Genomic DNA, 16,071 nt, shown 5'->3' on the forward strand with positions numbered 1-16,071 from the left:
TAACGGATGACGGCAGGCATCAGCAGGAGGCCTCGTACACGTCACCGTCGTCGAGCCGCGCGGCCGGGTTCAGCAGCATCGCCGCCTCCTGGCGCTTCTCCGGCGCGTGGTGGTCGAAGCGGCGGTCCGGCGGACGCTCGTACATCGGCGGACCCCCCGCGATGGCCGACGCCAGCCGCCGCTGGCCGGTCAGCAGCCGTGCATCGGCGCGCCGCCGGTAGTCCGCGCGCTGCTCCGGATCCAGCGCGGCGATGAACGCCTGCGGGTGCACCAGCGCCACCAGCCCGGACACGTGCCCGAACCCGAGGCTGGTCAGCATCCCGGCCTTGAGCGGGAACTTCTCCCCCAGCCGCAGGGTCTCGCGCACCCAGACGAAGTGGGCCGAGCCGGCCAGCTCGTCGTCGACGCAATCCAGGCTGCGGTTGGGCGGAATCACCCCGTCGCGCAGCATCTGGCACAGCCCCATCGTCTGGAAGACCGCCGCGCCGCCCTTGGCGTGCCCGGTGAGGCTCTTCTGCGACACCACGAACAGCGGCGCACCCGGGGAGCGGCCCAGTGAGTCCGCGAGCCGCTCGTGCAGCTCGGTCTCGTTGGGGTCGTTGGCCAGCGTCGACGTGTCGTGCTTGGAGATCACCGCGACGTCGTCGGCGGTCACGCCCAGCTTGGCCAGCGCGCGTGCCAGCGGCGACTGCCTGCCGCCGCGCCCGGCGCCCAGCGCGCCCAGGCCGGGGGCCGGGATCGAGGTGTGCACGCCGTCGCCGAACGACTGCGCGAAGGCGACCACCGCCAGCACGGGCAAGCCCATCTTCAGCGCGAGGTCACCGCGCGCCAGCAGGATGGTGCCGCCGCCCTGGGCCTCCACGAAGCCCAGCCGGCGCCGGTCGTTGGGCCGGGAGAACTTCGAGTCGTGGATGCCGCGGCCACGCATCATGCCGGTGTCGGCGGTGGCGGCCATGTCGCCGAAGCCGATGATGCCCTCCAGCGTCAGGTCGTCGATGCCGCCGGCGACCACCATCTCGGCCTTGCCGAGCCGGATCTTGTCGAGGCCCTCCTCGACCGACACCGCCGCCGTCGCGCACGCGGCGACGGGATGGATCATCGCGCCGTAGCTGCCGATGTAGGACTGAACCACGTGCGCGGCAACAATATTCGGCAACACTTCCTGGAAGATGTCGTTGGGCTTGTTACGGCCCAGCAGGTTGCCGTGATACATCGTCTGCATCGACGTGCCGCCACCCATGCCCGTGCCCATCGTGTTGGCCACCAGGCTCGGGTGTACGTAGCGCATCACCTCGGCCGGGGTGAAGCCGGCACTCAGGAACGCGTCGACGGTCGCCACGATGTTCCACACCGCAAGCCGGTCAACCGAACTCGCCATGTCGGCGCTGATGCCCCACACGGTCGGGTCGAACCCGGTCGGGATCTGGCCGCCCACCACCCGCGACAGCTTGGTCTTGCGCGGCACCCGAATCTCGGTGCCCGCCTTGCGGATGACCTGCCAGTCGCTGGAATCCGGCACCGGCCTGATCACCGTGTGGCCCGGGTCGAATTCGGCGAACGCGCGGGCATCGGCCTCCGAGGAGACCACGAAGGCGAAGTCCTTCTCCAGGAACACCGAGACCAGCAACGGCGACGCGTGGTCGGGATCGATCGCGCCGTCGTCGACGAACTCGCGGATGCCGCAGCGCTCGACGACGGTGTCGTGGTAGCGCTCGACCAGCTCGGCCTCGTCGACCAGATCGCCGGATTCGGTGTCGTACCAACCGGGTTGGGGGTCGTCCTCCCAGCGGATCAGCCCGGTGGTCCAGGCCAGCTCCAGCACACCGGCCGCCGACAGCTCGTTGTCGACCTCCATTTCGAACCGGGTGCGCGACGAGCCGTAGGGCCCGAGCTCGGCGCCGCCGACGATCACCACCAGGTCGGCGGGGTCGACGTCGAGGTCGGCCCACTCCGGTGCCGGCGCGGGGCGGTAGCCGCGGGGCGGCGACGGCAGCGCCGCGATGGTGCCTTCGGCGGGAGCGTCCTCGGCCGCGGCCTCCGACGTCATCTCCTCGCGCGCCTTGGCCGCCAGCTCGGCCATGTCCAGGTCGGCTTCGGCCAGGCCGCCGGTCATGTCGGCCTTGATCGGCGAAATGGCCGCGGCCACCTTCGATTCCACGTCGCACAGGCCCAGCAGCAGCCCGGCCATCTCGTCGGTCGAGTAGGTGGTGACACCGGCCTCCTCCACGGCGCTGACGATGGCGTCGTTGTGACCCATCAGCCCGGTGCCGCGGGTCCAGCCGATCAGCGCGTGCGCCAGGCTGACCCGCGCCGCCCACGACGACTCGGCGTGCCAGCGGCTCACCAGCGCGTCGAGCGCCGACTTGGCCTCGCCGTAGGCGCCGTCGCCGCCGAACATTCCGCGGTTGGGCGAGCCGGGCAGCACCACGTGCAGCCGCGACGCGATGTCGCGCTCGGCGCCGATCTTCGACAGCCCGCCGATCAACCGCTGCACCGCCCACAGCAGCACCTTCATCTCCATCTCGGAGCGGGAGCCGGCCTCGGACAGGTCGCCGACCACGCGGGGCGCGGCGAATGGGAACAGCAGCGTCGGGGTCTGCGCGTCCTTGATGTGAATCGACTGTGGCCCAAGGCTTTCGGTTTGCTCGGTGCCGACCCATTCGACCAGGGCGTCGATGTCGGAGTAGGACGCCATGTTGGCCGCGACGACCCACAGCGCGGCGCCGTAGCGGGCGTGGTCGCGGTAGAGCCCGCGGTAGAACGCCAGCCGCTCGTCGTCGAGCTTGGACGTCGTCGCGACCACGGTCGCGCCGCCGTCGAGTAGCCGCGCGACCACCGATGCCGCGATCGAGCCCTTGGAGGCACCCGTCACCACGGCGACCTCGCTGCTGTGCGGGCCGGGATCGGGGTTCTCGGCGCCGGCGGCGATGCGGCCGTACAGCGACGCGTGGATCTGGCGGCCGGCCGCCAGTGCCTTGCCCTGCCACCAGGTGGCCTGGGTGGCGACGACATGCCCGGCACCCTCGAACCGTTCCGACAGCCGCATCCAGTCGGTGTCGATGTCGCCCTCGTCCGTCAGCCACAGCTTGACCAGGTCCTCGCGGGCGCTGGCCCAGCGGTCGTCGAACAGCACGGCCTTCTTCGCGTCGAACACCGGCGCCACCAAACGTGGCCAGTCCGCGCCCAATTCGGCGGTGACCAGGTCGATGAGCTCGGCGTCGGTGGCCGCCGGCGCCGCGCTGATCGGGTCGTCCAGGCCCAGCTGCCCGAGCACCAGCCTGGCCGCCGAGGCCAGCACGCCGTCACGGCCGGTGATCTGGTCGGTGAATTCGCTCAGCGCCGCGGCGTCGACGGTCGCGCCGCCGCCACCGCCGGCCGACGGCAGCGCCACCGCAATGCCGCGCCGCGCGGCCACCGAGGTGACCGCGGCGTCGATGACCTTGTCGACGGACGCGGCGTCGGCCAGCGCCCCCTCGTGCAGGTTGCCCATGGCTCCCCCGCGGACGCTGGTGCCCTCGCGGGTGCCCAGCGCGACCTCGACTGTGACGTGCTTGACCCAGCCCTCGCCCAGCTCCCAGGCCTTGGTGACCCGCTCGGCGATGGCGGCCGGCCGCTTGCCCGACGGGCCGAGCACCGTCCGCAGCTGATCGTTGATCGCGTCGGAAAGCACTGGGCCGAAAGGCTTGTAGGTGCGCGCCAGCTTGGTCACCTGCGAGCGCAACCCGGCCAGGTCGGCCTCGGCGGCCCCGTCGATGGCGCCCAGGTTCAGCTCCGAACCCAGGTCCACCAGCAGCTGGTTACGCCGCGACGACGCGCCGTCGGTGATGGACTCGATGGAGTCCAGCTCCTCGATCTGGTCGATGCGCATCTTGGCCGACAGCGCGATCAGCGCCAGCGTGGCATCGGCGGCGTCGAAACCGATGTCGTCCGGCCGCGCGGTACCCGACGGGGCTGCCGGCGCCGACGCCGGTGCGGCGGGGGCCGCCTCGGTCGGCATCGACTCGGCGATGGGCTCCGCGGGCTCCGTCGCCTCTTCCTCGGGCTCCGGCTCCGGGTCGGTGTCGGTGGCGAACAGCACGGCGGCGTCGCGCTCGGCGTTGAGCACTTCCACTGCGCTGTGGGCATATTCGGGCAGCTTGAGGGTGTTGGTGGCCAGGCCGGCGACGGTCGGCGACGACTTCACGCCGATCTCGACGAACCGCTCGACGCCCAGCCCGCCCGCGGCCTCCTCGATGAACAGCAGGTCCTGCGTCTCGATCCAGCGCACCGGGCTGGCGAACTGCCAGGCCAGCAATTCGATGAAGATCTTGCGCGCCATCTCGCGGGGACGCTCGCGACGCCAGGTGTCGTAGTCGGCCAGGATCTCGTCGAGCGGCTCGGCGGGCACCAAATCCCGGATCTCCTGGATGAAATCGCGATCCAGCGTGAACGGCCGCGGCACCAGGTTCGGAATGTAGCGGCCGATGATCGGCTCGGGGTCCTTGTCGCGCGGCATGACCCGCTCGAGGGAACGGCGGAAATCGGCCACGCCGACGCGCAATACCCGCGAATGGAAGGGAACGTCGATGCCGGGCACCAAAATGAACGAGCGACGGCCGCCGGTGAGCTCCCGGCGCCGCTCGACCTCGGCCTCCAACGCCTCCAGGCCGCGCACCGTGCCGGCGATCGCGTACTGCGAGCCGCGCAGGTTGAAGTTCACGATCTCGAGAAATTCCCCGGTGCGCTCGGAGATTTCGGCGACGAAAGCCGGGACCTCGTCGTCCGGCAGGTCGATCTGCGAGGGCCGGATCGCCGCGAGCCGGTAGTTGGAGCGGCCCAGCTCGTCGCGCGGCACGATGTCGTGCATCTTCGAGCCGCGGTGAAACACCATCTCCAGCAAGGCTTCCAGCTCGTAGATACCCGTGACGCAGGCCAGCGCGGTGTACTCGCCGACGGAGTGGCCGCAGGCGATGGCGTCTTCGACGAAGGCGCCCTGCTCGCGCATCTCGGCCACCTGCGCGGCCGCGACGGTCGCCATCGCGACCTGCGTGAACTGGGTCAGGTACAGCACGCCGTCGGGGTGGTGGTAGTGCACGCCGCTGGCGATGATGCTGGTCGGGTTGTCGCGCACCACGTGCAGCACCGAGAAGCCCAGCGTGTCGCGGGTGAACTTGTCGGCCTTGTCCCACACCTTGCGGGCCGCCTTGGACCGGGCCCGCACCTCCATGCCCATGCCCTTGTACTGGATGCCTTGGCCGGGGAACGCGTAGACCGTCTTCGGGGAGGCCAGCCGGGCGGTGGCCGACATCACCAGATCCGAGCCGACGCGGGCGGTGACCTCCAAAACCTCTGCACCCCGGTCGATTCCGACGCGGTCCACCCGGAAGTCGACCTCGTCGCCCGGGAGCACCATACCCAGGAACCGCGCGGTCCAGCCGATCAGCCGTGCGGGCGGACGGGCCTGACCGTCGGTGGCGGTCACCGCGTGCTGCGCGGCGGCCGACAGCCACATGCCGTGCACGATCGGCGATTCCAGGCCCGCCAGCAGCGCCGCCGACCGATCGGTGTGAATGGGGTTGTGGTCACCGGAGACGACCGCGAACGGCCGCATGTCCACGGGCGCGGACAGCGTGACGTCGCGGCGGCGCCGGCGCGGGGTGTCGGTCGCGTTCTCCGACACCGCGCCGCCGGCCCGCACGGGATCGGTGAGCTCCGCACCGCCGGTGCGCCCCAGGATCGCGAATCGCTCATCGAGCGTGGCGATCGTCTCACCATAGGTGTTGGTGATCGTCACCGCGACCTCGACGACCCGGCCCATGTCGGTGTCGACGGCGCGCGAAGCCGTTGCGGTGATTTCCAATTGGGCCGGCACCGTCGGCAGCTTGCCGACGACGTGGGCGGCGTGGTCCAGGTGCACCAGGCTGAGCAGACCCTCCACGACCGGGACGCCGTCGTCGGTGACGGCCGAGCCGATCGCGGCGAAAACGGCGGGCCAGCACGGCCCGACGAGCGCGTCGGGCACGGTGGTGAGGCTGGGCGCCAGCGGCTCCCCGAAGGTGGCCGTGACGCCGGTGTGGTCGGCGACGCGCTCGGGGTCCCAGTCCACCGTCACGGTGGCCGTCCCGCCGGTGACCGCGGGGAGGAACTCCGGCCCGTCGACGCCGGCGGCGATCGCCAGGACCGCGCGCATGGCGGTGGCGGCGTCCTCGCTGGAGATGACCGGGATGCCGCCGTCAATCGTGTTGTCCGGCAAGGTGAACGGGATGTCGAGCCAGACGCCGGAGATCGGCACACTCAACACCACGTTGCCGCCGTCGGTTTCCAGGCGCGCCCCGGTGGAAGAGTGTGTGGCGCGGCGGCTTTCGGGCCCTTCGTGCACGAGCCACTCGGCCGGGTCGCCGATGCGGTGCACCGGGTTGGTCGTGGTGCGGCCGGCCCACTGCACGTCGGGGGCGTCGAGAACGACGGCCAGCGGTCCGGTGACGTCGGCGCGGCCCAGCCGGCGCGACGTGACGGGCCGGGGGTGCCCGTCGGTGGACATCACCTCGTCGATGGCGGCCTGCTCGAAGCGGTCCAGCAGCTCGCCGACGGGTTCGTCCATCCGGGTGATGCCGGCGACCGCGGCGGTGCCGGGGATGATGCACACCTGGTCGGCGTCGTAGCGGGCATCGTGCGCCTGCCACAGCGAGTCACTGCGCCACCAGCGCCGCACATCCTTGTCGATGATCGGCACGAAGTTGACCGGCTTGCCCAGCGTCTTGCACAGCGTGACGAAGAACGGAACGTCGGCGGGGTGCAGCTGCACGGTCTCGGCGTCCGGGTAGTGCGCGAGCAGCGTGGCGATCGCCGCCTCGGGCGTTTCCAGCAGCGCCGCGTCGTCGAACCGCGTCTCGATCGGGCCGAAATCCTGTGCGTGCAAACGCGCTTCGGCGCGCTTGAGCATCTGCTCGAACCGGTCGCGCCAGGTGTCGGCCAGCCACGGGCTGCCGGGGGCAGCGGTGTCGGCGGTCGAATCGCCGTCGCCGATGGCCAGTTCGACGTAGCGCCGCAGCCATTGCAGGTAGGTCATCTCCGCCACGTCGCCGAAATACGGCTTGGCGGTGTTGGTCATCGCGGCGATGATCTCGTCGCGGCGCTCGGCGACCGCCTCGGCGTCGCCGGCGACCTCGTCGAGCAGCCGACCGCACCGGGAGGCGCTGTTGTCGATCTCGTGGATGTCGGCGCCGAGCTGGCTGCGGCTGGATGCCATGCCGCCCTGGGCTTTTCCGGCGCTGATCCACTGGTCGGTGCCGTTGGTCTCGACCAGCATCCGCTTGACCGACGGCGACGTGGTCGACTCGAGCGTCGCCATCGCCGCGGTGCCCACCAGGATGCCGTCGATCGGCATCAGCGGGAAGCCGTAGGCCTGCGCCCAGCGTCCGGACAGATATTCGGCCGCCCGCTCGGGGGTGCCGATGCCGCCGCCGACGCAGACGGTGATGTTGGGGCGTGACCGCAATTCCGAGTACGTGGCGATCAGCAGGTCGTCGAGGTCTTCCCAGGAGTGGTGCCCGCCGGCCCGGCCGCCCTCGATGTGCATGATCACCGGCTTGGTCGGCACCTCGGTCGCGATGCGGATGACCGAGCGGATCTGCTCGACGGTGCCGGGCTTGAACACCACGTGGCTGATGCCGACGTCGTTGAGCTCGCCGATCAGCTCGACGGCGTCCTCGAGTTCGGGGATGCCCGCGCTGATCACCAGGCCGTCGATCGCCGCGCCGGACTGGCGGGCCTTCTGCACCAGCCGCTTGCCCCCGACCTGCAACTTCCACAAGTACGGGTCGAGGAACAGCGCGTTGAACTGATAGGTGCGGCCGGGCTCGAGCAGGCCGGAGAGCTCCTGGATGCGGGCGGCCAAGATTTCCTCGGTGACCTGCCCGCCACCGGCCAGCTCGGCCCAGTGCCCGGCGTTGGCCGCGGCGGCGACGATCTTGGCATCGACGGTGGTCGGGGTCATGCCCGCGAGCAGAATAGGCGACCGCCCCGTCAGGCGGGTGAACTTCGTCGACAGCTTGACCCGGCCGTCCGGCAGGCGAACCGCGGTCGGGGCGTAGGTCGACCACGCGCGGGCGACCTCGGGGACGGCGCCGACGGTGAAAAGGTTGCGCTGTCCGCCGCGGGTGGCCGCGGGCACGATGCCGACGCCGAGACCGCGGATCACCGGCGCGGTCAGGCGGGTGAGGATGTCGCCGGGTCCCAGATCGAGGATCCAGCGGGCGCCGGCCCGGTGAACACGCGTGATCTCGTCCACCCAGTCGACGCCGTTCACCAGGATCGCCTCGGCCAGCTTGCGGGTCAGCGCGACGTCGAGGCCGACCTTCTCGGCCCATCCCCCCACGATGTCGATGGCGTCGGCCAGCCGCGGCGTATGGAAGCCCACCTCCACCTGCACCGGGTCGAAGACGGGGGCGAAGACGTCGCCGCCGCGGACCTTGTTCTTGCGGTCGGCCTCTTCCTTGTCCGAGACCTGCCGGCAATACAGCTCGAAGCGCGAGAGCTGCTCGGGCGTTCCGGTAATGACCACCGAGCGGCGGCCGTTGCGGATGGACAACACCGGGGGCAGCACCGTGCGCACGTCCTGCGCGAACTCGTCGAGCAGCCGGCGAATGCGATCCGGGTCGGCGTTGGTCACCGACACCATCGGCGGGCGGTCGCCCAGCACGGAGATGCCGCGCCGGCGCGCCACCAGCGTGCCGGCCGCACCGATGAGCTGCGCGGACGCCAGCAGTTCGGCGTCGCGGGCGCCGGCCGCCTGGAATGCCTCGACGGCGAGCACGCCCTGGGAATGCCCGATGACGGCCACCGGCGGCTTCGCGGTCCAGTCCATGCCCTGACGCGCGAGGGCCCGCGCTGCGGCGACCTGGGTGAGCAGCACGCCGGGGATCGACACCGCGGCCGACGTCAGGTGCTTGTCGGAGGGGACCGGGTCCTCGGCCGCCAGCGCGCGCACCCAGCTCAGCGGCTCGAAACCGATCGGACGCACCACGACCAACTCTTTGGCCACCGGCTCGAGCAACAGGTCGGCCTCGCCCACCAGCGTCGCCAGGTCGGATTCGATCCCGGCCGACGAGACCAGCTCCTCGAGCGTCTCCAGCCACGCGCTGCCCTGCCCGCCGAATGCCACGGCGTACGGCTCGCCGGCCGTCAGGCGATCGACCAGAGCATGGGTGTCGTGCGGGCTGTTGCCGTCGCGGTCGGCTGACACTTGATCGTGCTCGTGGATCGTCACCTTGTGTATCTCCCTGTGTGCGTCTTTTGCGTCTTCGCCCGTCGCCCCCGGAGGACGGGCGTGCTCGGTCTCAGTCGGCGGCGTGATTCAGCGTCGAACCACAGCCGGAGGACGGCTCACCGGTGTGTTGTCGGCGCACCGCCCGCGAGGATCAAGCGGCGCGGCGGACAGCATCGGCTGTACTAAGAGTGTCATAAGGATCGGCGCCTTTTTCGCATGTCGAACGGTTACTGGCGAGTTCTACGCACGGGTAACCGTGTCGTGGGTAACACCCCGTCGAACCGGCCGCGGCGGCGCGGCGAACAAACCTGCTGCATGTGGGTGGTTACGGTCGAGTAGCCATAACTGCGCTGATCAAAGCACGATTGTTATCGAATCGTTATATGAAAAAAATCGTGCCGTTCAGGTCGTGCCGGCGTTGCTCCGACGGCGTCACCGGAGCCGGCCCGGTCGGAAAATGAGCGAACGAGTGTTTGCTGGGAACGGTGGCGCCGGGATGCCTCAGACCCACTGACCGAATTGGGGTTTGACGATCTCGTTGACGTCCACCCCGATGCCGCCGACGCTGCGTTTGTCGATCTCGACCTGATGCAGGCTTGCCGCCGGGTGGGTGAACCCCTTCGGGGAGCCCCAGTTGTGCTGCCAGAAGTACGAACCCAGCCCGTCGTGCAGCGCCCAGTCGATGGTCTTCGAGTTGGCGTACACGCCGGTGCGCTGATGCCCGATCACCGACTCCCAGGACCGCAGATACGGCACGATCTGCTGCTTGTACTGCTCGTATGACGGGTCGTCGTCGATCGACGCGTAGATCGGGGCGTTCGCCGGACCGCCGGCGGCGGCATGCAATTGCATCCCCCGCTGGGCATGCTTGACCCCCGCGGCCGCCCCGCCCAGCCAGTCGGCGGTGCTGCCCTTGCCGTACTGGTAGCACGACACGATTTTGAGCCCGTTGCTACTCAGGTCGCGGGCTTCGCCGACCTGAATCGGCTTGCCCAGCATCCAATTGCCGCCGGGCCGGCGGTCGGACACGTACCGGATGGATCCCAGCGCCCCGGCCGCCCTGATGGCACTGGCCGGGATGACCCCGGCCGCGTAGTCGAGCAGGGTGCCCAGCGACGCCGACACCGGGGCGGCTCGCAGCGACGCCGCCGCGACGCCCAGCCCGACCAGGCCCGGAGTCGCGGCCGCGTATTTGAGCACGTCACGGCGCGGTACGGACACATGCCACAGGGTACGGCAGAAACCTCACAAGACACATCAGACACATGGATCACATCTGCATCACAGGGCGAATCGTCGCTGGAGCGCCCCCACCGCGCCCAACACGGCGTAGGGGCCGGTCACCGCCATCAGGCTCAGCAGTGAGCGGACCCTGGGATCGCCGCGCTCGAGGCGGCGCAGTTCCATCAGGGCGTTGACGTTGTCGAGCGTGTCGACCATCAGGCCGATGTATTGCCACCTCCGGCGGTTGGGCTCGTCACTGCCGAGATACCCGACACCCAGACCCAGGGCCCGCGCGCCGAAAATGCGGATCAGGTACTTGAGCTCGGTGGACAGCAGGTGATCCGGCACGCCGTTCATGCGGGTCTGGGAGGCCGGGTACGCGAATGCGGTGGCGCCCAGCAGGATCCGGCCGACGGCCGCCGCGGCGAACGCGCGGCGCAGGCCGGCGGGTTGCGGCGGCGTGGTTGGCTTCGGTGTGGTGGTCATGAGTGCAGTCTTCGCCGCCGAGGTAAGCACGTCGATTACCTGTGAGGTAGTGGTTGAGGTGCCCAACACCGTTAGGTTCGAAAGATGTCTGGGGGCACAGCGGGTATCGCGGTGCGCGAGTGGCGCACTCGCCGGCGATTGAGCCAGATGGAACTCGCGCATCAGCTTGGCGTCTCCCCCCGCCATCTCAGCTTCGTCGAGACCGGCAGGGCCAATGCCAGCCGCGCCTTGCTGCTGCGCGTCGGCGAGTCCCTGGATCTCCCGCTGGCTGCGCGCAACCGACTGCTGCTCGACGGCGGCTATGCGCCCGTGTTCGGCGAGCACACCCTGGACGCCGAGCGGATGAGGCCGGTGAAGGCGGCCGTCGACTCGGTATTGGCCGGCCACGCCCCGTATCCGGCCATCGTCACCGACGCCTGCTGGAACCTGATCGCGGGGAATGTGGGTTGCGTCGTGCTCGCCGAAGGGGTCGACCCCGAGCTGCTGCGCCCGCCGATCAACGTCATGAAACTGTGCCTGCACCCGCGGGGGTTGGCGCAGCGACTGCTCAACCGCGCCGAGGTGCACTCGTCCATCCTGGGCCGGGTTCGCCGGCACGCGCGGGCCACCGCGGCACCCGACATCCGCCGGCTGTACGAGGAACTGTCGAATTACCCGGCGCCTCCCGGAGTCCACCGCGGCGAGCAGACGGGCGAGCTGTACGTGCCATTTCGGATGCTCACCCTGGACGGCACCGAGCTGCGGTTCATCAGCACCGTCGCCACCTTCGGCAGCCCGCTCGACATCTCGGTGGAGAGCCTCATCATCGAGTCGTTCTTTCCCGCGGACCCGGCCACCGCCGACTACCTGCACGGTCTCGACAGCGATCAGCGTCTCCGCACGATCGCGCAACGGCATCCGCAGCTGCTGCCCTTCCTCGGCTCCCGCTAGCGCATTAAGTTAGTAGGGTTACCGCGAGCACTCGACTGCAACCGGAGTTCAGATGGAACACGACCAGCTCATCGACCTGACCCGGCGAGCCCTGAAGTTGGCGCGCGACAAGACAACTGACCTTGCGCCGGGCGTGCACGCCGTCGACGCGGCCGACTACACCTCGATCGAGCGACACGAGCGCGACCGCGCCATGTTGATGGCCAGTCCCCAACTGGTCGGCTATGTTTCGGAGCTCCCGCAGCCCGGCGCGTATTGCACCAAGACGGTGATGGGACGTTCGCTCCTGCTGACCCGAACCTCGGACGGATCGGTCAAGGCGTTCGACAACATCTGCCTGCACCGCCAGTCGCAGGTGGTCACCGGGTGCGGCAACGCCAAGCGATTCACCTGCCCGTACCACGCGTGGACCTACGACAACACGGGCAAGTTGGTCGGCGTGCCCGGCCGCGAGGGCTTTCCCGACGTGGCGCCGCGCTCCGACGGTCTGACCGAGCTGCCGGCCGCCGAATACGCCGGATTCCTCTGGGTAGCACTGGATCCCGGCGCTGAGCTGGACCTTGCCGCGCACCTCGGGCCGCTCGGCGACGAGCTCGATTCGTGGGGCATCGGACGCTGGTCCCCGCTGGGCGAGAAGGTGCTCGACTCCCCGATCAACTGGAAACTGGCCGTCGACACCTTCTCGGAGAACTACCACTTCGCCACCGTGCACCGCGACACCTTCGCCACCATCGCCCGCAGCAACTGCACGGTGTTCGACTCCTACGGCCCCCATCACCGGTTGATCTTCCCGCTGAACGCGATCCTGGAACTCGACGAGGTGCCCGAAGAGCGGTGGGACCCGTTCCACAACATGGTCGTGATCTACGCGCTGTTCCCGAACATCGTGCTGTCGGTGACCATCGCCAACGGCGAGCTGTTCCGGATCTACCCCGGCGACCGGCCAGGCCGGTCAATCACCGTGCACCAGAACTCGACTCCGCTGGACCTGTCCGACGAATCCGTGGCCGCCGGCGCCCAGGCCGTCTTCGAGTACGCCCACGCCACCGTGCGCGACGAGGACTACCGGTTGGTCGCGGGCCTGCAGGCCAACCTGGAGTCGGGGGCCCGCGATCACCTGCAGTTCGGGCGGAACGAGCCGGGCCTGCAGCACCGCCACCTCAGCTGGGCCCGGGCGATAGCCGAGGCAACCTGACCGCGGCCGCCGTTTCCGCGACACGTAACCCACGCACACGACACGCCGCAGAACGTGTGCGTAGTTTCAGTCTCGACGCACGCGCTAGTCCGACAGCACGGCGATGAGGTCGTCGAGAAGCGTTGCGAACGACCGGCTTTCGGCCCGCCGCAGGTCATTCAGCAACGCGACCGCCTCCTCGCGGCGCCCGGCGGCGACCAGCGGCGGGAGCCGATCCGCCATCGGCTGAAGCTCCGGCGCCTCGTTGGCGGCGGCGGTCGCGAGCACCTCGACCAGCTCCCAATCCCGGTACAGCGCCAGCGAACGCTCGTTGAACGCGAACCCGGTCACGGGTTGGCCGGCCAGCGTTCCCTGGTAGCGGTACGGCCCCTCCATGTACTCGATCGGCAGGCCGTGCGCCGGGGCCGGCACCAGCGGTTCCCCGACGATGTCGAGTCGCAGTGTGGCGCAGGTGATCCGGTGGCGATCGGCCAGGTACCGGGCCGTGGCCACGGGCCGTACCAGGGGCCGCACCGCCTCCGGCCAGCGGACGTAGCTGCTGACCGTGACCTCGACGTCCTCCGCGCAGGCGGGCGGCTGGTCCGGATAGCTGGCCGTCACGCCGGTAAAGGGTTGCAGCGCATTGCCGTTGGTGCGGTCGAACTGGCGCCAGATGCTCAAGTCCACGCCGTTGTCGAAGTTGATGGTGCGCCATTCGTGGGACCTGGCGCGCGGGTCTCCCCCGCTTCCGCCGCCGCCGGCGTACTTCGGGAACCACTGCCGGTCGACGTGTCCGCCGCTGCCCGAGACCTGCTCGACGGCGTCTCCCCAGCGCAGGGTCCCCGTCATGGCCATCCCGGTTTGGAAATACGAGTAGGTGTCGGTCTGACCGAAGCAGGCGATCTTCCCGTTGTAGGTCGACGCGCCGACCGGTGTCGGTGCGCGCGTTGGGGTTACGGCCAGGTCCAGCCGCATCGGCCGGCCGGAGCGGTCCTCGCCCACCAGGCTGACGCGGTAGGTGTACGGCAGCAATTGCCCGTCGGCGTCGCGGCAGGCGCTCCACGACGCGGTGCCCGCGCTGCTGTGGTAGCCGAGGTCGAGATACCCGGTCGCCATGGCCAGCTTGCGTTGCGCCCCGGGCTCCATGTTGGCCGGCGGCATGTCGTAGTCCGTGTAGGTGCCGTAGTCACCGGTGTCCAGGTCGAACAGCGCCATCGTGTAGAAGTCGGCGACGATCGTTCCCCCGGGCCGGTTCTTGTTGAAGATCGTCAGGAAGGCGAACGAGCGGCCGCTCGCGGTGGCGTCGAGCTGGCCGGCGATGAACCAGGTGTCCGATTCCTGGTCGGGGTGCTCGCCCTCGGCGGCGGGGAAATCCAGTTGGGCATCTCCGGGCACCAACTGAAACGGGTACGTGCGCCAATTGCCGGTCATGTCACGCCATCCTGCTTTTTTGACTATGTTAGCGTCAATAGCAAAATTACGGTTTCGAGGAAGCGCCCCGATGACAGCAGATTCCGGCCATCGCCTCTACGACGAACTGTTCATCGGAGGGCAGTGGCGCAAGCCCGCCAACCCCCAGCAGCTCGCCGTCATCTCCCCGCACTCGGAGGAACCCATCGGCCACGTCCAGGCCGCCGGGCCCGAGGACGTCGACGCCGCCGTCGCCGCCGCGCGGGCGGCGTTCGACCACGGCCCGTGGCCGCGGATGACCCATGCCGATCGGATGGCCAAGGTCGAGCAGCTCGCCGCGATCTACGGCGGCCACATCGACGAGATGGCCGACCTGATCACCGACGAGATGGGCTCGCCGCGCAGCTTCAGCAAGCTCGGCCAGGCGGCGGGGGCGGCGTCGATGATGCACCTCGCGCTGGCGGACGCGCGGGGGTTCCCGTGGGTGGAGCGCCGCCAGGGTGTGCTCGGCGAGGTTCACCTGCGCCGGGCCCCGGTCGGAGTGGTCGCGGCGATCGTGCCGTGGAACGTGCCGCAGTTTCTGATCATGCCCAAGCTCATCCCGGCCCTGATCGCGGGCTGCACGGTCGTCGTCAAGCCGGCGCCCGAAACCCCATTGGACGCCTTGTGGTTGGCGGAGATGATCGAGCAGCTCGACCTGCCCGACGGGGTGGTGTCGGTGCTTCCCGGCGGCACCGACGTCGGCGAGGCGCTGGTGCGCCATCAAGGTGTGGACAAGGTCGCGTTCACCGGCTCCAGCGCCGTCGGGCGCCGGATCGCCACCCTGTGCGGGGAGCAGCTGAAGCGCTACAGCCTGGAGCTGGGCGGCAAGTCGGCGGCGATCATCCTCGACGACGCCGACGTCGACAAGACCGTGGCCGGCCTGAAGACCGCCGGTCTGATGAACAACGGGCAGGCCTGCGTGGCCCAGACCCGCATCCTGGTCAGCGACCGGCGCCACGACGAGGTCGTCGACGCGCTGGCCGCGATGATGTCGGCCCTGAACGTCGGTGACCCCGCCGACGAGGCGACCGACGTGGGACCCCTTGTCGCCCAACGGCAACAGCAGCGGGTGCAGGAGTACATCCGGTCGGGCCGCAGCGAGGGCGCGCGCGTCGTCCTCGGCGGCGAGGACAGCCCGTCCGATCGCGGCTGGTACGTGCGGCCGACGCTGTTCGCCGACGCCACCAACGACATGCGCATCGCCCGCGAGGAGATCTTCGGCCCCGTGCTGACCGTGCTGCGCTACCGCGACGAGGAGGACGCGCTGCGCATCGCCAACGAAAGCGACTACGGGCTGGCCGGTTCGGTGTGGACGTCGGACATCGCGCACGGCCTGGAGATCGCGGCCGGGGTGCGCACCGGCACCTACGGCATCAACATGTACACGCTGGACATCGGCGCCCCGTTCGGTGGGTTCAAGCAGTCGGGCATCGGGCGCGAGTTCGGCCCGGAGGGGCTGCACGAGTACGTCGAGCTGCAGACACTGGTGTGCCAGGGCAAGCTGCCGCCGCTGTGAAATCGGCCCGACCCTCGTGGTGCCAGAGTGGCCGGTGCGACG

The 16,071-nt window shown here is 69.7% G+C and carries 7 protein-coding genes; 3 read left to right on the forward strand and 4 right to left on the reverse strand.

Features of this window, described 5'->3' with window-relative positions; genetic code table 11:
* Window positions 1-19 precede the first annotated feature (19 nt).
* From AC5Y43_RS13535 to AC5Y43_RS13545, 3 genes are all read right to left on the reverse strand, one after another.
* The gene (locus tag AC5Y43_RS13535) at window positions 20-9,247 is read right to left on the reverse strand and encodes a fatty acid synthase subunit beta domain-containing protein (protein WP_499973140.1); all 9,228 of its coding nucleotides are present in this window, start codon (window positions 9,245-9,247) and stop codon (window positions 20-22) included.
* Window positions 9,248-9,748: 501 nt separating this feature from the next.
* Entirely contained in the window at window positions 9,749-10,468 is a 720-nt protein-coding gene (locus AC5Y43_RS13540) for a DUF1906 domain-containing protein (protein WP_499973142.1), read from the reverse strand.
* Window positions 10,469-10,528: 60 nt separating this feature from the next.
* Window positions 10,529-10,957, reverse strand: coding sequence for a hypothetical protein (locus AC5Y43_RS13545; protein ID WP_499973143.1), 429 nt, complete (start codon window positions 10,955-10,957; stop codon window positions 10,529-10,531).
* Window positions 10,958-11,041: 84 nt separating this feature from the next.
* On the opposite strand from AC5Y43_RS13545, the gene AC5Y43_RS13550 reads away from it, so the two are divergent.
* Window positions 11,042-11,887 carry a helix-turn-helix domain-containing protein gene (locus AC5Y43_RS13550; protein WP_499973145.1) on the forward strand — a complete coding sequence of 282 codons (846 nt, stop codon included), beginning with the start codon at window positions 11,042-11,044 and terminating at the stop codon, window positions 11,885-11,887.
* A 52-nt stretch (window positions 11,888-11,939) separates the two neighbouring features.
* Window positions 11,940-13,082 carry an aromatic ring-hydroxylating oxygenase subunit alpha gene (locus AC5Y43_RS13555; protein ID WP_499973146.1) on the forward strand — a complete coding sequence of 381 codons (1,143 nt, stop codon included), beginning with the start codon at window positions 11,940-11,942 and terminating at the stop codon, window positions 13,080-13,082.
* 84 nt (window positions 13,083-13,166) lie between these two features.
* Here AC5Y43_RS13555 and AC5Y43_RS13560 read toward each other — a convergent pair whose 3' ends face one another.
* On the reverse strand, window positions 13,167-14,492 hold the full coding sequence (locus AC5Y43_RS13560) for a lipocalin-like domain-containing protein (RefSeq protein WP_499973148.1): 1,326 nt from the start codon (window positions 14,490-14,492) through the stop codon (window positions 13,167-13,169).
* 70 nt (window positions 14,493-14,562) lie between these two features.
* Here AC5Y43_RS13560 and AC5Y43_RS13565 point away from each other — a divergent pair, with 70 nt between their 5' ends.
* Entirely contained in the window at window positions 14,563-16,029 is a 1,467-nt protein-coding gene (locus tag AC5Y43_RS13565; RefSeq protein ID WP_499973150.1) for an aldehyde dehydrogenase, read from the forward strand.
* Window positions 16,030-16,071: the final 42 nt, after the last annotated feature.

It is taken from the genome of Mycobacterium sp. NGS57, from assembly GCF_059812405.1.

What these genes read in the sequence shown, in the direction of transcription:
- AC5Y43_RS13545 (WP_499973143.1), bottom strand. Translation starts at nt 10,957, where the DNA reads ATGACCACCACACCGAAGCCAACCACGCCGCCGCAACCCGCCGGCCTG.
- AC5Y43_RS13550 (WP_499973145.1), top strand. Translation starts at nt 11,042, where the DNA reads ATGTCTGGGGGCACAGCGGGTATCGCGGTGCGCGAGTGGCGCACTCGC.
- AC5Y43_RS13555 (WP_499973146.1), top strand. Translation starts at nt 11,940, where the DNA reads ATGGAACACGACCAGCTCATCGACCTGACCCGGCGAGCCCTGAAGTTG.
- AC5Y43_RS13560 (WP_499973148.1), bottom strand. Translation starts at nt 14,492, where the DNA reads ATGACCGGCAATTGGCGCACGTACCCGTTTCAGTTGGTGCCCGGAGAT.
- AC5Y43_RS13565 (WP_499973150.1), top strand. Translation starts at nt 14,563, where the DNA reads ATGACAGCAGATTCCGGCCATCGCCTCTACGACGAACTGTTCATCGGA.